The organism is bacterium, assembly GCA_030247525.1.
Taxonomy (GTDB): domain Bacteria; phylum Electryoneota; class JAOADG01; order JAOADG01; family JAOADG01; genus JAOTSC01.
The window spans coordinates 43,448-65,095 of the sequence record JAOTSC010000002.1; the positions used below are offsets into that span (position 1 = coordinate 43,448).

At 50.0% G+C, this 21,648-nt stretch carries 17 protein-coding genes; 8 read left to right on the forward strand and 9 right to left on the reverse strand.

Annotated elements, in window-relative coordinates; translation table 11 throughout:
• On the forward strand, positions 1–1,032 hold the full coding sequence (locus tag OEM52_00485) for an energy transducer TonB (protein ID MDK9698612.1): 1,032 nt from the start codon (positions 1–3) through the stop codon (positions 1,030–1,032).
• Positions 1,033–1,083: 51 nt separating this feature from the next.
• Here the strand turns inward: OEM52_00485 and OEM52_00490 are convergent, their stop codons facing one another.
• The gene (locus OEM52_00490; protein ID MDK9698613.1) at positions 1,084–2,097 is read right to left on the reverse strand and encodes a GGDEF domain-containing protein; all 1,014 of its coding nucleotides are present in this window, start codon (positions 2,095–2,097) and stop codon (positions 1,084–1,086) included.
• Positions 2,094–2,657: a hypoxanthine phosphoribosyltransferase gene (gene hpt, locus OEM52_00495; protein MDK9698614.1), complete on the reverse strand. Its 564-nt coding sequence runs from the start codon at positions 2,655–2,657 to the stop codon at positions 2,094–2,096. Before hpt ends, OEM52_00490 begins: the two co-directional genes overlap by 4 nt.
• Before the next feature lie 282 nt (positions 2,658–2,939).
• Between hpt and OEM52_00500 the strand changes: the two genes are divergently transcribed.
• The 5 genes from OEM52_00500 to OEM52_00520 all read left to right on the forward strand — a co-directional run bounded on the left by OEM52_00500 (position 2,940) and on the right by OEM52_00520 (position 8,857).
• A complete protein-coding gene (locus OEM52_00500) occupies positions 2,940–3,293 on the forward strand; it encodes a VOC family protein (protein MDK9698615.1) in 354 nt (117 codons plus the stop codon).
• 23 nt (positions 3,294–3,316) lie between these two features.
• On the forward strand, positions 3,317–4,114 hold the full coding sequence (locus OEM52_00505) for an ABC transporter ATP-binding protein (GenBank protein MDK9698616.1): 798 nt from the start codon (positions 3,317–3,319) through the stop codon (positions 4,112–4,114).
• Positions 4,111–4,824: an ABC transporter ATP-binding protein gene (locus tag OEM52_00510; protein MDK9698617.1), complete on the forward strand. Its 714-nt coding sequence runs from the start codon at positions 4,111–4,113 to the stop codon at positions 4,822–4,824. The genes OEM52_00505 and OEM52_00510 overlap by 4 nt, the downstream gene beginning before the upstream one ends.
• A gap of 611 nt (positions 4,825–5,435) precedes the next feature.
• Complete coding sequence (locus tag OEM52_00515; GenBank protein MDK9698618.1) at positions 5,436–7,568, forward strand: T9SS type A sorting domain-containing protein; 2,133 nt, start codon at positions 5,436–5,438, stop codon at positions 7,566–7,568.
• A gap of 143 nt (positions 7,569–7,711) precedes the next feature.
• Positions 7,712–8,857 (forward strand): tRNA-dihydrouridine synthase, encoded by a 1,146-nt coding sequence (locus OEM52_00520; protein ID MDK9698619.1) that lies wholly within the window; start codon positions 7,712–7,714, stop codon positions 8,855–8,857.
• Positions 8,858–9,122: 265 nt separating this feature from the next.
• Here OEM52_00520 and OEM52_00525 read toward each other — a convergent pair whose 3' ends face one another.
• The 3 genes from OEM52_00525 to OEM52_00535 all read right to left on the reverse strand — a co-directional run bounded on the left by OEM52_00525 (position 9,123) and on the right by OEM52_00535 (position 11,797).
• Complete coding sequence (locus OEM52_00525) at positions 9,123–10,232, reverse strand: polyprenyl synthetase family protein (protein MDK9698620.1); 1,110 nt, start codon at positions 10,230–10,232, stop codon at positions 9,123–9,125.
• Between the two features lie 169 nt (positions 10,233–10,401).
• On the reverse strand, positions 10,402–11,379 hold the full coding sequence (locus OEM52_00530; GenBank protein MDK9698621.1) for an SRPBCC domain-containing protein: 978 nt from the start codon (positions 11,377–11,379) through the stop codon (positions 10,402–10,404).
• 82 nt (positions 11,380–11,461) lie between these two features.
• Entirely contained in the window at positions 11,462–11,797 is a 336-nt protein-coding gene (locus OEM52_00535) for a metalloregulator ArsR/SmtB family transcription factor (protein MDK9698622.1), read from the reverse strand.
• 274 nt (positions 11,798–12,071) lie between these two features.
• On the opposite strand from OEM52_00535, the gene OEM52_00540 reads away from it, so the two are divergent.
• Entirely contained in the window at positions 12,072–12,665 is a 594-nt protein-coding gene (locus OEM52_00540; protein ID MDK9698623.1) for a hypothetical protein, read from the forward strand.
• Between the two features lie 256 nt (positions 12,666–12,921).
• On the opposite strand, the gene glgP is transcribed toward OEM52_00540, so the two are convergent.
• Complete coding sequence (glgP, locus tag OEM52_00545) at positions 12,922–15,504, reverse strand: alpha-glucan family phosphorylase (GenBank protein ID MDK9698624.1); 2,583 nt, start codon at positions 15,502–15,504, stop codon at positions 12,922–12,924.
• A 321-nt stretch (positions 15,505–15,825) separates the two neighbouring features.
• On the opposite strand from glgP, the gene hppD reads away from it, so the two are divergent.
• Positions 15,826–16,908 (forward strand): 4-hydroxyphenylpyruvate dioxygenase, encoded by a 1,083-nt coding sequence (gene hppD / locus OEM52_00550; protein ID MDK9698625.1) that lies wholly within the window; start codon positions 15,826–15,828, stop codon positions 16,906–16,908.
• 376 nt (positions 16,909–17,284) lie between these two features.
• On the opposite strand, the gene OEM52_00555 is transcribed toward hppD, so the two are convergent.
• The 3 genes from OEM52_00555 to OEM52_00565 are packed head-to-tail and all read right to left on the reverse strand — an operon-like array spanning position 17,285 to position 21,529.
• Entirely contained in the window at positions 17,285–17,776 is a 492-nt protein-coding gene (locus OEM52_00555; protein MDK9698626.1) for a hypothetical protein, read from the reverse strand.
• Positions 17,777–17,778: 2 nt separating this feature from the next.
• Positions 17,779–18,375 carry an SRPBCC domain-containing protein gene (locus OEM52_00560; protein ID MDK9698627.1) on the reverse strand — a complete coding sequence of 199 codons (597 nt, stop codon included), beginning with the start codon at positions 18,373–18,375 and terminating at the stop codon, positions 17,779–17,781.
• 28 nt (positions 18,376–18,403) lie between these two features.
• Positions 18,404–21,529, reverse strand: a complete 3,126-nt coding sequence (locus OEM52_00565) for a carbohydrate-binding protein (GenBank protein MDK9698628.1) — start codon at positions 21,527–21,529, stop codon at positions 18,404–18,406.
• Between the last annotated feature and the right edge of the window lie 119 nt (positions 21,530–21,648).

The window sequence follows — 21,648 nt, forward strand, 5'->3', positions numbered from 1 at the left end:
ATGAAACATCTAAACATAAAACTACTCTTGTTGGCACTGGGTTTGTTGCTGTGCGTTGGCTGCGAGCGCATCGGCGCTCCCGCGAAGTATCTCATTTCCGCCCGGGTCACCAGTTTCGCCACTCAAAGCGGTTCCAGTCAAATTCACTTTCCCGTGATGGCACAACGCATCGGCAGCGACGAATTGGTGCGCGAAATCGATGAAGCGGAATACTATTATAAGAAGCTGTCGGCACTCTACGATTTTAAAACTTTCGCCCTGCTTGGCACCCAATCGCTGGATACAGTTTTGCAAGGAGAAGCGTCATTACCAAACCCGGTAACGCTACTGCCCGCCAAGTTATCGGGCACAAAAGTCACGGTGAAACTGCTCGCCATCAATGCGAAAAAGGGGGAGTTTCAGTGGTCGATGCAGGATAGCGGGAAATCGGACAAACAGTATTTTTTTCCGGTGGAAAACGGGAAATCGTCCTCAATTGGCGTCATCGTCGATTCATTGAAAAATGCTGGTGTGTTAACCGTGGTATCGTTCTGGGTAATGCCCATCGATAAGAAGACTACCCCGGAAATGGTGAAGCAGTTTCTCGCCTCCAAGAATCGCGTCAAAAACCCGGCAAATCCGATTCTTAGCGAATTCAGCGAGACCGACCAATCTCTGCTTGATCAGTTATTCGGGGCAGGCAAACTGAATCTCCCGATGCCTGCGAGAACCGATTCACTGTCCGAAAAGGAAGTACCCTTCATTAACCTCGACCAACCGCCGCTCCCGATTGGTGGCATGAGCGCCATCGCCAAGCGGTTTCACTATCCCGACATCGCGCGCGATAAACAGATACAGGGGACGGTTTTTCTTTCGTTACTCATCGATTCCACCGGAAAGATTGCCCGTAAAAAAATCCTCCGCGGCGTTCATCCCGAGCTGGATCGAGCGGCATTAGCGTGTATCGATTCGGTGCAATTCTCGCAACCGAGAGCGGCGAATAAACCGGTAAACGCGTGGGTAACGCTTCCCATTTCCTTCCGCTTACAGTAAAAAAAAGAGGTGCGGTCACCGCACCTCTTTTATGAATGTTCAAACCGAAAATCAGTCGTTCAATGGCAATCCGAGGCTCTCATCGCCATGAAAACAGACCCGGTTCCGACCAGTTTGCTTCGCTTTGTATAACGCTTTGTCCGCCGCCTCAACCAATGTTTCAACATCTCTGCCGTCGTCGCCGAAGGTGGCGACTCCCATCGACATCGTGAGATCGCCCTGCGGCTGTTTCTCTTCGTGAGCAAATTGATATTCTTGAATCATTTTCCGTAACGACTCGGCGACTCGAATTGCTGCATGTTTTGCCGTCATCGGAAGCACGAGCAGAAACTCCTCACCGCCGTATCGCGCCGGTATATCGCTCGCTCGTAAACGAGTGCGCATAATTGTCGCAATCGACCGCAGAACTTCATCACCTGCGGGATGTCCAAAATTATCGTTATAATGTTTAAAGAAGTCGACATCGCACATTACAATCGAAAGTGGTTCTTCAAACCGAATGACACGGGCAACTTCTTTCGATAAGATATCATTCAACTCGCGGCGGTTTGCGAGTCCTGTCAACCCGTCGGTGGTTGCCAACGATTGCAGCCGGCGGTTTTGCGTGAGCAGCGTCTTTATCTGCTGCTTCAGCTCTTCTTTATCCTCTTGCTCTGCGAGTTCAGCGTCGTGGACTTGTTCCATGTGATAATGAATTTCCTGCACAGTGCAGATGTGTAGCACGACCTCCACTATCCGGGCAATATCGCACTTGATAGATACCAACCGACTGATGACACCGGCTTCTACCAGCGGTAGCAATTGTTGCCATTCTGAATCCTGAAACAAACAAAGCCGTTCACAAGACGTTTGTTGTGGTGAAAAGGTTTCGACAATTTCCCTGCGATACTTTTCGGCATAATCGAAAGACATTAAGATTGTCGAATAGGAAGAGTCTTTTAGACACTCCTCAACAGAATGCTCCGAACTCGGAACCACAATCGACGCTCGGTGACTCAACACTTGGTTGAGTTGAGTTCGCAATGCATCATCGGTAACTATGAGTAATATGCGAGCGGTCTTCATGATCCAGAGCTCCTCGCTTCGGGTGGTAGTATCGCAACGTATGGCAAGTCTCGATGTTGTTCGGCATAATCCAAACCATAGCCAACAACAAAGTGATCGTCGATGGGAAATCCGACAAAATCCGCCGTCATCGGCACATTCCGCCGCGATGGTTTATCCAGCAATACGACAACATGACAAGAAGCCGGGTTCTCTTTGAGGATTTGCTCTTTCACCTTCGAGAGTGTTAGACCGGTGTCAAGAATGTCGTCGATTAGCAGCACCCGTTTCCCGGTAAGTGGTGATTTTCCCAGCCAATGCATCGTAACCTGACCAGTCGAATACGTGCCAGCGCCATAACTGGAAGCGATTAAAAACTCTATCTCCGATGAAACACCGTGTTGCGACAGTGATCGGATAAGGTCTGCCGCAAAAACAAATGCCCCTTTTAACAAAGCGACAACGACGATTGGTTGTGTTCCGAGCGTCGAAACGATTTCACCGGCGAGCGCTTTAACTCGCTGGGCTAACTCAGATGGTTCGATAAGGGGAGGGAACTGATAGTGCAAATCGGTTTCCAAGATAACTCCAACAATGCATCCCGGTCTATTTCGAGTATGCAAACGAGTAATGCGGGAACCAAACTGGATGGTTGCCGCTGGTCAATATGTACTTGCGCGTTGTCACAAAGGTAGAATCGACTTTGTACTGGATTCGTCGTATTGTACATTTCCAAGATTAGAAAGTACAATGTGAAGTAACGTCGATTAACATAGTCACTACAATAGTACTACAAACTTCTGTAGTCAAGTATTGTGACGCGATATTCACATGAATAGTGTCTTTTGTTTGAAGGAGTGACAATGAAAGTATCTACCATCTGGTATTGGGTAAGCGATTTAGAGAGCATGACCGCGTTTTACCGTGATCTGCTTGGTTTTCAACTAAAACGTCTCGACGATGAAGGGGGTTGGGCAGAACTCACTTCCGATAATGGCGTAAACATTGGACTTAACCGGGTCGATGACGAAGACGAGTTGGAAACCGGAATCGGCGCGGTGCTAACACTGGAAGTTACCGATCTGGATAGTTTTCACAGCCTACTCGTCAAGAATGATATCGAAGTCACCGAAATTGAAGCGGTGCCGGGTGATGTTACCCTATTCAATTTCTGGGATCCCGAAGGAAATCCGTTGCAGGCAATGAAACCGCGGTAAGAGCACTATTCACATACAATGGCATGCTAACACAACCATCCGATAACACGATAGCGCTTACTACCTGCGAACTTTCAAAAAGCTTCGGCGGTGTTCATGCCGTAAGAAAGCTATCGATTGAGGTACCGGCTGGTCAGATTTTCGGAATTCTCGGACCGAACGGTTCCGGGAAGACAACGCTGTTTAATTTGATCAGCGGCATTACGAAAGCCGACCACGGAGAAATCGAAATCTTCGGTAAGCGAGTTACCGGGCTTCCTCCGCATCGAATGGCGGAAGCTGGTTTGGCGCGAACCTTTCAAAATCTTCGTCTGTTTGCCGGGATGTCGGTGTTGGAAAATGTTCTGACCGGTGGGCACCGTACCGTTCCCACTGGTTTTCTTGCCGCCGCTGGTCACACTCGGCGGCATCGAGAATCCGAAAAGGCATTATTGCAACGCGGTCGAGAACTTCTAACAAAGGTGAGTCTCCACGATCAACAGCATCAAATCGCTTCACAGCTCCCGTATGGCGCTGCCCGCCGGTTGGAAATCGCCCGGGCGCTCATGACACAACCCCGCTTGTTACTGCTCGATGAACCGGCAGCGGGGATGAATCCACAGGAAGCTCAGCAATTAGCGATCTTGATTCGCGACATTATTGCGATGGGAATCACCGTAATGGTCATCGAACATAATGTGCGGCTCATGGTTACGCTGTGCGATTACATCGTCGTACTCGATCACGGGGAAAAGATTGCGGAAGGAACTCCGGAAGCGATTGTACAACATCCCGCGGTGATTGAAGCATACCTCGGAGCACCGGAGGCAGTTGCCTCATGAGTGACGATTTACTGACAGTCGACGGCTTAACGGTCATGTATGGCGGCATCATTGCGGTACGGGACATTGCATTCACTGTGGCGAAGGGGGAAATCGTTGCCCTGTTAGGCGCGAACGGTGCGGGAAAAAGCTCCACGTTACAGGCGGTAGCCGGCGCGGTCTCCGCAACCGGTGCCGTTCGGCTTCGGAACGAAGAGATTCAGACCCTGACCCCTGCCGAACGGGTAGCGAAGGGGATTGTGTTGTGTCCCGAAGGGCGAAGAATTTTCCCCTATTTAACCGTACAGGAAAATCTTCTTGCTGGCGCATTTCTAAGTAAAAGTCCTAAGGAAACCGCGGAACGGATGGAATACGGGCTGTCGTTGTTTCCCTTGTTGCGCGAACGGTTGCAACAGCCGGGACGAACCCTCTCCGGCGGTGAGCAGCAAATGTTAGCGATTGCCCGCGCTTTGATGGCGAATCCTGAACTATTGCTACTCGACGAGCCTTCGTTGGGTCTTGCCCCAGTCGTAGCGAAAACTATTTTTCATACTCTCAATGCTTTGCGGGATGCCGGTGTCAGTCTATTGTTGGTAGAACAGAATGCCAACGCAGCGTTAAAGCTTGCTGACCGTGCCTATGTGCTGGAAACTGGAATTATCACCCATAATGGCGCTGCCGATGAACTCGCCCGCAACGTCGAAGTCCGAAAAGCGTATCTTGGCGGGTAGTTATTCATTCGATATCGGTTTAACTCCATCCTTAGCAAACCTCTCCCCTCCCAGAGTGTTAACTTCCGAATTCTGAAACTCTTAGAGCACATACCTCATCAAATCAGCCCGCCATCCCGCTTCAGTCTGCTCAAACTGCCACTTGAAAGCGTCTCAAAACCGTCAATTTGGAAACAAAGGCAATGCCTACGTACAACTAACAACGCAAGTGGTCGATAATGTATGCTTGTTAAGCTAACATTTTACTAACAACCACCCCTGTTTATGAGAATAAGTGTAGTTAATGTTATGTAATATCAACTATTTATAATAAGCAGTAAGAAAACTTGCTTTTCGGTTGACTTCGATTAGCTTAGCAGGAATTCAAGGGCGGAAGAATCAAAACTCGATACTCAAAAACGATCACTTGTTGAGAGTCTCTGTGTTTTCATTCGGCCATAACCACTGACTTTTTTCAACCATAACTACTGAATGAGTATTTACCATTCACACGAATCGACAAAGTGTAATTGGAAGTGCGAATGGGAAGATTTTCGTTTTAGAAATACACCTAAATCGATAGCAATAAAGTAATTGAATTAGTCCTAACTTTTGGGGGATATGTGAAGAGAATGAGATTGCTTACAGCGGTTGCGCTGTTAGCGTTCGCCGGGTTGGCATTCGGGCAATTGACCGGTGCAAAGACGATTAATTTTGCCGCGCCGACCGCTGGAAATAACTACCAAACCTTTGCCGCTGCAATCACAGCCTTGAACGCTTCAGGTGTCGGTGCTGGCGGCGTTACGTTTACTGTCGCTTCGGGAACTTATGCCGAAGCAGCTTTGATAATAACTACTCAGACAGGAACCGCCGCCAATCCGATTAAATTCGTGAAGGGCAGCGGCACCGTAACGATTAACTCCTCGGCGAGTGGTGTAGGATCCGCTGCGGTTAGATTATTCGGCGCAAGGTATGTTGAATTCGATGGTATCGATGTCAGTGCCGCAAACGCCATTTACGGTTACGAGATGCTCAACACTGCCGCAGCAGGTGCTGGTGCAAGAAATAACACGATCCGTAATTGCACAGTCACGGTGAACAAAGCAAGCGCAGCAACTCGTGTCTTGATCTCCAACTCGAATTCTGCTACCAACGCGAGCGCCATCAATCACAACAACTCGTTTATCAACAACATCGTTCATAACGGAGTTGGTGGTATTCGTCTTACCTCCGCTCCCGGCTTCCTTCAGACCGGAAATGTCGTAATGGGAAATCAAGTCGGTGTTGGCGTAGCCAACGACATTAGCGGTACCAGCTATGTGAAGGGTATTCACGCCGCGTACCAAAATGGCGTCACGATTACCGACAACATCGTTGCCAATGTAACGACAACTTCGGCTGGCGCAGCTGCCGCAATTGGTCTCGAAGATGCCGCTGGTATCCATGTCGAATTATCGAGCGGTACGATCACCATCGCGCGAAATGAAATCTCGGCGATTTCCTCCACTGGTAACAACTCTTTCCGTTCGACCTTTGGAATTATTGCTGTTCCGAATGTCGGTGGCGGTAACGTTGCCAATATCTACAACAATATGATTACTGGTATTACGCACAGCCGCAACGTCGCTACCTCGACGTTTTCCGGTGCGCCGACTAACACGAACCCGGGTTATGGTTGCTTCGGCATCTATGTAGCAACCGGTACTGCCAACGTCTATCACAATAGCGTTTTAATGAATGGCTCCAACTTGGTGTCGTCGGCCGCTTACTGGAACGGTGGCGCAACAGCCAATGTTCGTAACAATATTTTCGCGAACATCGTTGCCGCCCAACTGACACCGAAGCACTACGGCTTCTGCCGTACTGCCGGCACAGTAACCGCCGATTACAACAACATCTATGTAGTGAACGCCAACGGTTTTGTCGGTCGCGATGGTACCACTGACAAGGTGGACGAAATTGCTTGGAATGGAACTGGTTACGGCGCGAACAGCGTTTACACGGATCCGTTGTTTATCAGCGGCACTGACTTGCATATCCAAGTCGCGAGCGATTCGCCAGTATCGAATGCCGGTGTCGATCTTAGCGCAACCGTTGCCGACGACATCGACGGTGATGTTCGTACGATCACGCCGGATCTGGGTGCGGATGAAGGTGAATTCAGTGTCGTACTTCCAGTTGAATTATCTTCTTTCCTTGCTACTGCCACGGCAGAAGGTATTGAGCTACGCTGGCGAACCGAAACCGAAACCGATAACGACCACTTCGTCCTTGACCGCTGGGTTGATGGCAACGAAGAAGATATTCAAACGGTTTCGATTTCAAGCTTGAGCCGGAATGGAAACAGCAGTGTCGCATTGAATTACTTCTACCGCGATACTCGCAACTTACTTCCCGGCAACATCTACCATTACCGTTTATCGGATGTCAGCCTTTCCGGTGACCGTCGATTGTTGCAGGTGATTACTGTCAACAATTCCGCCACCGAAATCGTTGTCCCCCGTGGGTTTGGTTTAGTGGAAGCGTTCCCGAATCCATTCAATCCGACTTCGACGATAAAAGTGCAGTTGCGTAATCCCGGTTTAGCCACGGTAGCTGTCTACAATGCCGCTGGTCAATTGGTACAAGAACTGTATCAAGGCAAAATGGGTATCCAACCCATGAGCTTCCAGTTCGACGCCAGCAGCCTTGCTACCGGCGTATATCTGGTACGGGTGACCAGCAGCGATTTCTCCACCCAGAAGAAAATTGTCTTAATGCGATAGTTTTCGCCTTATGTGCAATCGGGAAAGGAGCGCAGCAATGCGCTCCTTTTTCATTATCTGCATTCTTGGACTTACCTCGTAATCCATGTGGAATTCTGATCGTACCGAGTGTGTCTTTCCTCTCTCACCAACTATATTACGGCATGTCGAATATCGCCTGGGATGCACTGCATCCAAATGTCCGCAAACTGTTCCAATGTCAATCGCGCCCTGTGCTTGCGCTCGCGCCAATGGAGGATGTTACAATCCTCCCGTTCCGACGCATCATGAAGCGGAACGGCGCTGATCTGGTGTATACGGAGTTCATCGCCGCCGCCGGATTGGTGCGTGAAATTGCCTCCTGTATCAAGAAACTCGAGTATGAAGAATCCGAGCGACCACTCACCGTTCAAATATACGGCTCCAATCCCGATGAAATGGCGCGGGCGGCTAAGATGGTCGAACGCTTAGTACAGCCGGAATTCATCGATATCAATCTCGGTTGCCCGGTGAAGAAAATTGCCGGGCGTGGTGATGGCGCCGGTCTCTTGAAACCCGACAGTTACAATTCTCAGATTCATACTGGAGCCCCCACTGACCTCCCACCCAAAAACCTCGAAGCGGTCGTCTGCTCTGTGGTGGATGCAGTATCGACCCCAGTTACAGTGAAAATGCGGCTCGGTTGGGATGAGCGCACGATCTATGTGGTTGAATCAATGCCGTGGTTTAAGTCGTGGGGTGTGCAATTCATTGCACTTCATGCACGTACCCGCGCACAAGCCTACACCGGAAAAGCCAATTGGGACTATGTGAAATTGGCTAAAGCGGCAAGCGAGCTTCCCATCATCGGAAATGGTGATTTAGTGTCGGCTGAGTTGATTAAACAACGGTGGGAAGAAACCGGTTGCGATGGATTGATGATTGGTCGAGGGGCGATAACGCAACCGTGGCTGTTCCGTGACGCTGTGGCGTTGTTGGAAGGGAAGCCGTTACCGCCAGCGCCGACATTGCGCGAACGGGTGGAGCAGTACATTGGAATGATTGTCGAATCGATTCCAATGAAAGGGGAGTTCAAAGCTGTTATCGAAATGCGGAAGTACCTCCCCGGCTTCTTGAGTGGAGCGTACAACGCCGCCCATGTTCGCCGTGAGATTGTCCAGATGAATACTCTATCCGAAGTGGAAACGAGATTATTTGCCTACGTTACAGAACGGGAAACTGATCAAGAACATCAATTTCAGGCGCACCTCGCCCGCGAAATTGATGCTGAGTTTCAGCAGAAATTCTTCACGTCCCATTGCAGTGGGTAGCCGATTTATTGCATTGTTTGGTGATTTTTCGCAACGTAATTTGCAAATAACTTTATGTAAATTATTAAATTACAATGCTACTATCTATTGTGATATGCGTAAACACATACAAAGAATCACTGAGCTACGGTAAAAAAAACAATTAGGAAGGCGCTCTCGAATTTCGCTTGCCCGAGATTTGACAACTGCCAAAACTGATTACAATCGATTTAGAATCGATTCAGTTTGAAAACATTACCGGCTGCGTCATAAATTTAATGTAATATTAAAATGATCTACTAATTAAAAACTCCGCCCAACTTCGAAGCAGTGACCGGTACTGGGTGTCTGGTAGCGCATTGAGCAACGGCAGAGCTTCCTTGATATAACCATTCGCCAAATCGAGGGTATATTGCACGCCGCCCGAGGCGATGAGCCACTCCGTGACCGCTTGAACATCTTCCGGGGTCGCTTGACTATTGCCGAGTACGCGATCCATCCGGTTCCGTTGCTCGAATGATGCTCGATGATAGGCATAGCTCGCAATCGTCGTCCGCTTCCCTTCCCGTAAATCGCTGCCGACCGGCTTCCCAAGTTTTTTCTCATCACCTGTGATGCCAAGAATATCGTCCTGCAATTGGAAGGCGATGCCACACAACGAAGAAAAGCGTCCGAGTGCATTGACAGACGGATGATCCGGCTCATGCTTCCCAAGACCAATCAAGGCGCCGGCTTGGGCACAGAATTCGTATAACACGCCGGTTTTCCGCCACAACATATCAACGATTTGCTTTTCATCGACCTTTTCGATGGGGAGGTGAGAGAATTGGACATCGAGGACTTCCCCCTCGACCAGAGTATTCAACACCCTTGTATCGAGCAGGTTGATGAGATGCAACGTGGTAAGTGGGTCGACCCCGTTTCGGGTCGTCAACTCGGTCATCATCGAGATGCCCCAGCCATGTTGCACATCGCCGGCGAGGATTGCAATCGATACGCCATAGTGCGCCGCTTCGTTACTCGAGAGCGGGTACTGCGGACGCATATTCATGCTTTTGCGGAATCGCTCGTGTACGGTATCTTCGCCACGGCGCGTCCCGTCGCGGTCGATAATATCGTCGTGAACAAGCGTCCACGTGTGGAATACTTCGACGGCGGAGGCTGCCGGGATTGCGAGTTTTTCATCGCCGCCAACCGCGCCACAGGAAAAGAGAAGAATTGCCGGACGCAGCCGTTTTCCGCCATAGCGGATATACGCGGCGACCCCCTCGCGGATATCGTCGGGCGCGAATCGCGAAAGAAAGCGATCCTGTAGTAAGAAATCTTGAATCCATCCGACCCGCTCATCGAGTGCGGCGAAAAAATTCTGTTCGTTGGTTAGGGAAGTTTGTGTCATAATGCGGGTAAATTAACACAATTTCTTCGAGAAAGTAAACAGGAATGGTCGTAACGCATTTCTGAGATTTGGTTCGGGATCGTGTTGAGTATGTAGAAATATCGCATCGATAATAGATTAAAAGAGGGATGGGGAGTGTTCGCTATGAAACACCCCCCGTCCTATTCGATTACTGTATATGGGACAAATACTCTTGTAAACAATCTAAGTGCGAGTGCGCGCCTTCGATTGCGTGGAATTGTGTCACCACTTCGTCGCGCTTTTCAATGGTTGTGAACACCGAGTGCATCGTCAATTTGGTATCGGCGCCGTGATCCTCCAACGTCATCGTAACAATGAAATCGACATCCGCTTCCTCGTCGCAATTGTGTGAGTAGACCAATCGCTCATTCATAACGACTTCCCGGTACGCAACATAATTTTCGTAGGTTTCGCCGGCTGGACCATACATAACAAACCGCCACACTCCACCGGGTCGAACGGTCATGTTCCGATTGGTTACGGTATAACCTTTCGGACCCCACCAATTCACGACATGATTCGGATCGGTCCATGCCCGATAGACTAATTCCCGTGGCGCTTTCAGAATTCGCGTCACGATGATGCTGCGGGCGGCAAACTCCGCTTCTGTCTCATCGCTGCGTTTTGCAAATTCGCCGGGGTCTCTCACTGATTTCCGCTCGGTTTTCATGCTGGCGTTCGCCAATTCTTCGGCACATTCCGCAAAGTGCAGCATCAGGGTCGACCAACCTTCGCGTTGTTGCTCCTCACTATGGGTTGCTTCCAACATCAGTATCAACGTGAGTCTTGTTTTTCCCGCAATCTCCTCAAAGGCAGTAACAAGCGCTCTGCCATCGGCAAGCACATAGTAAAGAAGCGCTGGTTCCCGGATGTCGTGATAGACCCCTTCATATACAAAACTATGGGCATTCTCCGGTGACGCCATGCCAATGCGAAACGTGCCGCCGGGACGAACATCGGTTTCCGCAAACGGCACCGTCCAGCCATCGGTAGCGTAATGCCATTTCACGATGTGCTTCGGATCGGTAAATACTTGATACACCAACTCCCGCGGTGCATCGATGTCCCGGGAGATGACAATCACACGATTGTCTACTCCCGACGGTTGTGGTTGATTTGCTTCCAAGTTTCCCCCCAAAAATATCCTGATTACGTGATACGACCGGAATCGCGAAGAAAATCGCGCAGGATACTGTTGCGCGACGTACTCATTTAAGCTCGTTCGTCTGTAATGATTTTAGATATTCCTCAAGCCGGTCCAGTCGTTGTTCCCAAAACGCACGGTACTCGTCCACCCAACTTGCGACATCCTGTAATGGCTTTGCCTCGAGTCGGCAGGGACGCCATTGTGCATGGCGGCTTTGGGTAATGAGTCCTGCGCGCTGGAGCACTTTCAAGTGCTTCGTTACCGCTGGCAGCGTCATGTGAAATGGCGCGGCGAGTTCGGAAACCGTCGTCTCACCGGATGAGAGGCGTTTCAGAATCGCGCGGCGGGTCGGGTCGGCGAGCGCCGCGAACGTATTACTCAGTTGATCCGTTGGCATCGTAGTAAACCGATTCATTAATTAACCATACGGTAAAATAACAAAAACAGAGATGCTTGTCAAGTATTGGCAATGAGGTTTTGTTCTTACAAGATGGTGCGTATTTTACGACTAAGGATATTTCAACGAATAGTCTATCGGTTGGTGCAACATGAAAGAAAGATTCAAAAAGAGTTCGTTTATATGGTTAATACGCATTAGCATCTATTGCGTAATTTCTTTGGTTCTATTCCAGGGTTGTGACAATCTTACTACATCAAAAAAATACCAAATCGTGATTGACGATAGTAATGTTGGAGGTATTAACGTTTGGAAAAAATTCTTTTTGATGAAGAATGTCGAGAACGCAATCGATAGAGTAACTCAATATTTTGAAATTCCCCTTAAGGATGCATTTTATGTTATTATATTAAATAGTAAAAAGTACGAAGGGGGAAGGAAGGCAGTTTACTTAGACAAAGATGGTTATAATAAAAAAAGTATGATTGTGCACGAAGTTACACATGCCCTACTCAAACTGAAAGAACACAATTTCGAACTGGAAGGGATAGCAATGTTAATGGAATACAAGTTTATCAATGATACAAAAGTGGAAAAGGAACGATACATAAGATTCAGAAACAGAAACGATTGTGATACCTATCCCATCCAATATTTGATTGAAAACGATCAATTATATTACCCTAATACAAAAATCGGGCGAAGTGTATATATGCAGTCTGGTCTATTTTATCTTTTCTTGGATGAAAAATATGGAAGAAAGAAAATGCTCGAATTCTACACACAAGGAGTTCGGAGAATCGAATCGGTTTATGGGGTTCCACTTGATAGTTTAGATGCCGCTTGGCAAAAGTGGCTATTGCAGTAGTGTAGGGGTTCGATTCATCGAACCCGACTCAAAAGGGCGCAATGAATTGCGCCCCTACGAAAGAAGATGAAAATTACCTTCGATGAGCCCTTCGGGTGTTGCCACGTCGCTACGGTCGCACAAGGTTGTGATCAGCTCTCCACACAACGACAAAAAGGGCGGCTGCCAGCCGCCCCTACTATGAAACTTCGGGCTTGGAGCCCTAACCACCAACCATCTATCACCTATTCCTCAGCACCCAAACCCAACACCAACATCACCCCATCGCTTTCGCCCAACGTACGAGATTACAATCGTGGCGGTGTGCAAGTTCGGGATGGCTCGGTACTACCCGCACCGAGAAGCCATGACGACCGCTCTGAGTACACGTTAACACGCTACGATATAAATAGGTGTTGTCGGGGAGTTTCGATTCGAGTCCCATCGACATTGCTTCCCCTTGATGCAATTTGCCGTCGGTATTCACCGCGCCGAAGAATACTTCGATCGCGACATCTTCCGGAGTCAGCCCATTCAAATTGACCCGCGCCGAAATCGAAATCGGATCGTCGACGATTAGTTCAATCGTCGGATCGGCAGAGATTTTGAGAATCGATACGCCATCCCATTGCCGCCGTACCCGCTGTTTCCATTGCGATAGCGACCGCAACTCGGCCATCCCATTGGCGCTAAGCTTTGCCATGTGCTCCCACGCCGGCTGGTAATACTTCTCGGTGTAGTCGCGCACCATCCGGTTCGTATTGAACATGCGCCCCAGTGTTTGCATCGAGTGTTTCATTTTATTCACCCAATCGCGCGGCAGACCGTCGTTGGTGCGGTGATAGAACAACGGAATGACGTCTTTCTCGAGCAAATCGTATAACGCACGCGACTCGACATAATCCTGATAAGCGGAATCGTCGTAATCCTCCCCGGCGCCAATTGCCCAACCGGTATCGGGCTGATATCCTTCGACCCACCAGCCATCGAGAATCGAGAGGTTGATACCACCGTTGAATACGACTTTCATACCGCTGGTGCCCGATGCTTCATAGGGGCGGCGCGGATTGTTGAGCCAAACATCGACCCCTTGTACCATATACCGGGCAACGCCCATATCGTAATCTTCGAGGAAAACAAACCGGCGGCGGATATCCAAATCCCGGGTAAAGTGGACAATCCGTTTGATGAGTTCTTTCCCTTCGACGTCGGCGGGGTGCGCTTTCCCCGCAAAAATAAACTGGACGGGACGGTCGCGATTCGTGAGAATCCGCTTGAGCCGGTCGGGATCGTGCAGCAGTAAATCGCCGCGTTTATACGTAGCAAATCGCCGGGCAAATCCGATGGTGAGAATCGAACCGTCGAGTACTTCGCGCGCCGCCTCGATTTCCGATTTCGGTGCGCCGCGGCGATCCAATTGCGTCCGTAACCGGCGCCGAGCGTAGGCAACGAGCCGTTCCCGCCGTCGCTCGTGGGTTCGCCAGAGCTCCTCGTCGGGAATCTCATGAACGGCATGCCAGGTATCTTCTTCAGTCTGCTTATTCTGCCAATCGAGTCCCAAATATCTTCCCAATAACTCGTGCATATCGCGGCTTATCCAAGATGGAGCATGAACACCATTGGTGATGTGACCGATTGGTACTTCATCGACCGGAAGCTCGCTCCAGATGTTATGGAACAATTTCCGCGACACTTGCCCGTGCAATTCACTCACGCCATTGGCACGGGTCGACATCCGCAGGCAGAGTAATGCCATATTGAATTCGCCATCGAATTGCCCCTGCCAACGGCCAAGACTCAAGAATTCCTGCTTGGTAATGCCGAGCGGTCCATACAAATAGGAAAAGTACTTTTCGACCAACGATTCGGGGAATTGATCGATCCCTGCCGCCACGGGGGTATGCGTCGTGAAAATCGTACTGTGACGCACCGCTTCCGCGGCATCGGCAAAGGTGACCCCTTGCCGGCGCATGGTGAGAATGCGCTCTAATGCTAAAAATCCGCTGTGCCCTTCGTTCATGTGATAGATGGTGGGGTGAAATCCCATTGCATGTAATGCCCGTACGCCGCCCATTCCCAACAGAATCTCTTGCTTGATCCGCATTTCCTTATCGCCGCCATAGAGCTGGTCGGTGATGTCGCGATCTTCCGGCGAGTTTTCCGGGATATTGGTATCGAGCAACAGCAGTGTCACCCGTCCCACATTAGCGACCACGACGCGCGCTGTGACCGTGCGGCCGGGATACTCGACCTCAATTTTAATCCATCTGCCATCGGGTCCGTGGGGCGGTTCAAGTGGTAATTGGTAAAAATCGTTGTTGGGGTAACTTTCCTGCTGCCAACCGTCGGGATTCAGGTATTGATGGAAATACCCCTGTTGATACAACAACCCGACCCCCACCAAGGGAATCCCCATATCGGAAGCGCTTTTCAGGTGATCGCCGGCGAGGATACCCAAGCCGCCGGAATAAATCGGGAGCGATTCGGTCAATCCAAATTCGGCGGAAAAGTAGGCAAATTGCGGCCCTTCGGTAACACCGAATTTTTTCTCATACCATTTCGCTTCGGTGAGATAGGAACGAAGAGCGTTTCTCGTTCGTTCATAGAGTAAGAGGTACCCTTCGTCGACGGCGGCTTCATTTAATTTCTTTTGGGAGATTTCGCCCAGCATCCGAATCGGATTACGGCCGACTTCATCCCATAAGTTGCGGTCAAGGCGGCGGAAGAGATCGATGGTGTCGTGATTCCAGCACCAATGGAGATTCAACGCCAGATCGCGCAATCCAACCAGTTTTTCCGGCAGTCGCGGGATAATATTGAACGTCAGCAATGTGCGATTCATCTCGGCAGTAGTAGCCATTGTCGGTACCCTCAGACTTAACGATTGAATTTACAAGATACGTGGTACGTTCGGGTAGCGAAAGGGGAACGCTTAACCCAATCGATTTGCTGTTGCAAGAGTAGCAACAGCATTCCTATCCTTGCCTCTTTCCATCGGGAGAACGACTCGAACTCCCAAGTCCACAAATTGTTAGAAAGGATTCGTTCCACCTTGCAAGGGGAGCACGGTTTTCGTATCATTTTATGATGAAGAGTTCATTCACGGTAGCCACCCCGTTTTGCAATCTCCCCTACAGTCCGCTGCGTCAGTGCTGTTCCGATAACACCAATTGGAGTGCTTATGTACACGTTTAATCCCTTAGGGATTATCGATTTCGACCACATTCAGTTTACCGTTCAAGATGCCACCGCCATCGATGCTTCGTACGATGCGATGGGATTTACCCGCACCGAAGTAAAGGTTGCAAGAGGTTACTCCTCTCATCTATTCAAACAAGGGGCAATTCGGGTTATTGTAAGCGTGAATGCACCGTTAGATTCGTTTCCCGGGAAGTACCGGGAAGAGCATGGAGACGGTGTTTGTACGATTGGCTTTCGGGTTCATTCAGCGGAACATGCGCTCCAAGAGGCAGTGCACCGCGGAGCGAAAATGGCGGAACCGGTATCCGAACGAAATGTCAATGGCGCATTGTATCGAACTGCCTCAATTCAAGGCTTCGGAGCAGTCCGAAATTTATTCGTCGAACGCCCTGATGATGGCGGTCCCGTATTTCTGCCGGGTTACACTCACCTACACCACCCAATGGCAAAACAACCACTAAAATTTGGACTCGAGCGGATCGACCACATGACCAATAACGTCCCTGAAGGGGAGATGGATGTTTGGGTCGAGTTTTACAAACGGATTTACGGTTTTGAAGTCGTTCGCGATTTTGATATCAAGGGTCTCGAAACCGGGTTGTTAAGCAAAGTAGTAGCAAGCCACGACCGGAAAGTGATTATCCCGATTAACGAACCGCAGAAGATGAGCGGTAAAAAAGGGCAAATCGAGGAATTTCTCGATATGAATCACGGACATGGGGTACAGCACGTCGCGTTCCGGACAGCTAATTTGATGTATGTGATTCAGACCTTACGCGAGCGCGGTCTCGTTTTCCTCGATGCACCGCCGGACACCTATTACGATACGATTCCAAACAGGGTACCGGGCGTCCGTCAACCACTCGATGAATTGAAGGCGTTAGGTATACTGGTCGATGGCGATCCCGATGGATACCTGTTGCAACTCTTCACAAAGTATATGGTTGGACCGCTCTTCTACGAATTCATCCAGCGGGAAAAACATGATGGATTTGGCGAGGGGAACTTCCAAGCGCTCTTCGACTCCATCGAAGCCGACCAACGACGACGTGGTGTATTGTAAGTAGCTCAGACAATCTTGTCTGAGTCATTCGTTCCGTCTCCCATCCGTACGTTGGACATTCTTGTCCAACGGGCGTTAAATAGCATTGGACGGGAGGGGCGTATGGCATACGCCCCTTCTTTTTTTGGGGGAGTCGTGTGGTGGTTACGGGCTTCCAAGTCAGTTTGTAGGGGCGGCTGGCAGCCGCCCGTGAGTAAGGGCGAATCTTGTGTTCGCCCTTTTTACAGGTCTGGAGACCTGTCAGTACCCGAACCATAATAAACTCATGTACTCATCTCGCCCGTTGGACAAGAATGTCCAACGTACTGAAAAATGCAACGGGCTTGGAAGCCCGTAGCCACCATCTCTGATTTTCGGGGTGCAAGTGTCTGCGCCCCTACTTGATATCAAACCAGAGGTCGTTGTTCATATCGCTTAGGAATTGGTCGCGGTCGCCTTGTTCCTTGATTTGTTCGACGGAATGCAGTGCGAGTTCGCGCCACTTCAGTGCTTCGTCCCGATTCCCCGCAGCCGCGTACGCTCTTGCCATTCCTTCGTAAGCATACCCCAAATCGAAGTCGGTGAAATGATGTTCCATCGTCAAATCGTAACAGCGTTTCGCATGGTGCAGCGCTTGCTCGGGACGCTTTAGCACTGCCGCGACATGGGAAATCATCCATTCGCCGCGTTGTGTGTTGAGGGTCGTACCGACATAACTCCAGTGTTGTGCCGAAGCATAAGCGAGCCGTAATGCGGTCTCCCCATCTTCGATCTCCTTCGATGCGACATATTTATCTAAAAAGTCCCACGACTGATTGAAGAATTCAATCGCATAATACTTGTGCATCTCTTCTTTGGTCGGCACTTTTTTCTCGGGTTGCTCACTCATGTTTATCCTTTCTTTTCAACACCTTTCCAACGCAAAGGGCCCTCAACAAATCGCCGATACAAGTTCTTCAAGGTTTCCCCATTTCCCCACGCAAACAATTGATACACTTTATCAAATTCCGGTTTCGCCTCCCAGCCGCACATCGAGATTATTACTTTAGTATTATTCGCATCAATGGGATGAAACTCGATAACCGTTGCGATTTTTGCTGCGACTTCCGGATTGGGAAAACCGGGCGGGGTGCGTTTTATCCGAATCGAAAGCAATCGCTCCGGGACAAACGATAGCACTTCATTCTGGATGTTTGTGGTATCACCGATGCGGTGGGTGGGGTCGTAACTCGCTTCCCAGACTCCTCCAACCCGGAAATCGATTTCGACAACCGGCGCGACAAAGGAACGCAACCCTTCAGTCGTTGTAAAAGCATTCCAAACTTCTTTGACTGAGGTGGGTATCACCGCTTCGTGTTGCAGCAGTTTTCCGGTGGCGTGTTGAAAGGAGGTGTTTTTTACGACCGAGTCCGGCAGTGTAAAAGCGAACAAAGAACTTGCTAATGCGAGTAACGTGAGCAATCCGAGCCCTACCGCTCTTATTGACATCTTCCTCCCCCCTGAAAACCGAATCATACTACTTCAATAACAGTACTTTCCGGGTTTGTTCAATTTTTCCGGATTGCAATCGTACGAAATAAACCCCGCCTGCACAAGCATTCGGACGCCAAGTCAACGAATGATTTCCCGCCCGCATCGGTTGATTCACCAAAGTTGCCACGGAACGTCCGGTAACATCATGGATGGTCAACGATACTTGTTCGTACTGCGGCAATGCGAACCGAATCGACGTCAATGCATTGAACGGATTCGGATAATTTCCCAGCAATCCGAATTCATGAGGAATCACGGAAAGCGTCTCAATCGCGCGGTTGATAATCAACTCGTAGAGTGCAAATTCATTCGGTTCGATGTTGCTGTTTCCTGTCACCGGGGCAGGGATTTGCGAAACCAGTGCGCCACCATCGTTGGTTTGGTACGAGGCGAATGCCAGCCATATCCGTTCACGGGTACCACCCATTTCCGCCGTGAGGTTGAGCGCTCCTTCCACCACGTTTCCTGCTGCAACTCGCGCGTTCGCATTAGCAGCTTGATTGAACCAACCAGCCCAGTTATTGGAGCTCTCGTTGCCGATATATGCCGCGGATTGCATCACTTGTCCCTGCTTCGCCCACGGTGCCGCGACCATAATGCTGGTACAATCGCCGAGCATGAGGAAATGATCGCGTCCGTGGCTGCGAGCACTGGTCGCCGCGATATACAATTCCTCCCCGTTCCAATCGGCGTATAACGTAACCGAATCGCGGCTGCCGATGGTTGTTACCCATGATTCGAGTAGTCCATCCATTACATACTCGCGCGTCCCGCCGCCGCCGCCGCCCGTAACCGGTACGTTCCAATTTTGACCGTTGTTGTTATCCCACCGGTTTTGTGCATCGCGGAAAACGAAGTTCACCGAAACAGCATTCGCGGGAATGATGTAACGATACCACCAGCGATGAGCGCCGGTGTCCGGTTGCATGGCGGGATCGGGTGTAATAGTTCCCTGCCAGTTGCTATGCCCGATATGGATATATACCGGATTTGTTGTATCGGCTAATGCACCAGCAACCGCATCGTAACGAATGGTGAGAGTGTCGCCAACCTGTGGCGCTTGCGGAGTCCATGTGACGGCATTTCCACTGCCGCTTCCCGTACCATTTCCGATATAGGTGTGCTGCAGCGGGGACCGTTTCGTAAAACCAAGACTATCGATTGCCTCGACATAATAATCGATGAGCACATTACCGCTATCGGTTATAGCGGGATCGGTCACATGGAGATAATACTCGTCGGCAATGGCTTGTGGCAGCTCGAAGAAATTGATTTCCGGGCTATTGAAAAAGTTTCCACTCGGAAAGATTCTTCGTGTCATCGGTCGGGTTACCCAGGTCCCGACTTCATTCCCGTTGGCATACACTTCGTTCTGATTGCTGCTTAACGGATTTACACCATCCTGGTCGATCCGGTATTTGAAATTCACCGTTTGGATACCGGATACATCGTATGCGAAGGTCCATATCCAGAAATCGCGATTATTCATTACCTGCCGATACCCATACTGCGGTCCGAACCCAATGCTGCCTGGATTATGCGGATACTGTTGCGGCAACCAAATCGTCGGCGGTGTTTGATCGATACCGGAATTTATCACTATGTTCGCATGTTCGATCGCGTTGTTACAGGTAATCGTCGCTTTGACTTCCATATCGAGCGAGGCGCCATAGTACATGAAATCACTGGCAGTGCCGGGAAGGAAGAAGTGCCAAGCTAGTTCGGCATGAGTCGCATTGTTCGCAATCGGATCGCGAATCGCTTCGATCCGGACATTGCCCGCAATCTGTTCCGCGGTTTCGACGTGATTTTGTGCCGCCGTAATCACAGCCCAATTCCGTTCATCCTCCGCCCAGCCATTCGCGATATCGATTTGTCCGGTTGCATTCACCAGCGGCCAATTCCAATTGATGTAATCGGGGGAACCGAAATCCCCATCGGCATTCACCCATGCACCATCCTCGACATGGATGACATCGTTTTGCGCAACTGGATATTGCGTGAGATAGGTTTGGACTGTGGTCGGGACATGCCCTGCCGCCACTGCCGCCGTCGTAAAATTATGGACACTCTCCATGTAGTAGGAGTAGCCGCCACCATAGGCATTATCGCCATCGTGTCCGAGTACGATGAGCATAGGATGATTCGGCTCATTCGCTGGTGCGATGGTATTGATATCGGTGATCCCGTAGGATTGATAACCATCGACCCAACTCATCGCCATCTCGACTGGTACGACGATAATCCGGTAGACCGTTCCGCTATCGGGATCGACATACTGCGCATAGTGTGGACGCATTGAAAACGGATACGCATTGCGGGGGGTACACCCCCGGTCGATAGTGCGGGCAAACCAATTCGTTTGCGAAGGATTGATTTGATCGGCACGATTCGGTGGATCGCAATTCTCACCGCCGGTGCCGAAAACCATTGGGAAATTCTCGCAGGCACGGGAGAGATGATTGTTTGCGACAAAGACCCATTGCACTCCGGCTTGCACAAGCGCTTTAATGTTCCGCTCACTGAATGCAAGTTCGGGCGGCATCAATCCATTGGAATGGGCAGGGGTGTTTCCCCAAGCAGCCGAATAACCACTCTGATACAACTGTACCGATTTTATTACGGTAGCTTCATCAAGCAACGGAATCAATGGATGATGATAGGGGAAGAGAACTAAATCGAGGCGGGGGAGATTTGCACTGGTGTTCCAATTACGGGCGGTGCGGTTTGCTTGATACCAAGTTGGGGTATATCCATTGGCACTATGGCTCCCCAAGCTGCCGACATTTTCGATGAGGGAACCGGAATAGGTGACTTGCGCGCCGCTGTTCACGCCACCCATGCTTTGTATCGCATCGCGGATCCGATTCTGGTATGCCGCGACCCGGTCAGCCACGGAAAAAATCTGCGCGACATCGTTCTCGGGGTGTTGGGCGCCGGCATTCCGGCGTTGGATCGATTCCCATGCCTTCTCGTAATTGTTGGTGTTACTTGGCGCTTGATCGGGCCAATAGATCGGCTGGTGTAAATGCCACAAGTAGGTGGTGTGCACTTGCGCGATTGCCGCGAGTGGCAAGAATAAAAGCAGGAAAACGATTCGTATCCGCATGAGTGGAGACCCCTCGAACGATGACAAAGGTAAGATGGGGTGGATAGAGGTAATTGTCAATGAAAAACGTTGGTTGAAACTGGATTCCCGGTGAGCGATATTTTCTTTAACTTTTATGT

Coding starts and splice junctions, on each gene's coding strand:
- OEM52_00505 (MDK9698616.1), top strand. CDS start 3,317: ATGCTAACACAACCATCCGATAACACGATAGCGCTTACTACCTGCGAA.
- hppD (MDK9698625.1), top strand. CDS start 15,826: ATGTACACGTTTAATCCCTTAGGGATTATCGATTTCGACCACATTCAG.
- OEM52_00555 (MDK9698626.1), bottom strand. CDS start 17,776: ATGAGTGAGCAACCCGAGAAAAAAGTGCCGACCAAAGAAGAGATGCAC.
- glgP (MDK9698624.1), bottom strand. CDS start 15,504: ATGGCTACTACTGCCGAGATGAATCGCACATTGCTGACGTTCAATATT.
- OEM52_00500 (MDK9698615.1), top strand. CDS start 2,940: ATGAAAGTATCTACCATCTGGTATTGGGTAAGCGATTTAGAGAGCATG.
- OEM52_00520 (MDK9698619.1), top strand. CDS start 7,712: ATGTCGAATATCGCCTGGGATGCACTGCATCCAAATGTCCGCAAACTG.
- OEM52_00490 (MDK9698613.1), bottom strand. CDS start 2,097: ATGAAGACCGCTCGCATATTACTCATAGTTACCGATGATGCATTGCGA.
- OEM52_00525 (MDK9698620.1), bottom strand. CDS start 10,232: ATGACACAAACTTCCCTAACCAACGAACAGAATTTTTTCGCCGCACTC.
- OEM52_00535 (MDK9698622.1), bottom strand. CDS start 11,797: ATGCCAACGGATCAACTGAGTAATACGTTCGCGGCGCTCGCCGACCCG.
- OEM52_00565 (MDK9698628.1), bottom strand. CDS start 21,529: ATGCGGATACGAATCGTTTTCCTGCTTTTATTCTTGCCACTCGCGGCA.
- OEM52_00510 (MDK9698617.1), top strand. CDS start 4,111: ATGAGTGACGATTTACTGACAGTCGACGGCTTAACGGTCATGTATGGC.
- OEM52_00560 (MDK9698627.1), bottom strand. CDS start 18,375: ATGTCAATAAGAGCGGTAGGGCTCGGATTGCTCACGTTACTCGCATTA.
- OEM52_00485 (MDK9698612.1), top strand. CDS start 1: ATGAAACATCTAAACATAAAACTACTCTTGTTGGCACTGGGTTTGTTG.
- OEM52_00515 (MDK9698618.1), top strand. CDS start 5,436: ATGAGATTGCTTACAGCGGTTGCGCTGTTAGCGTTCGCCGGGTTGGCA.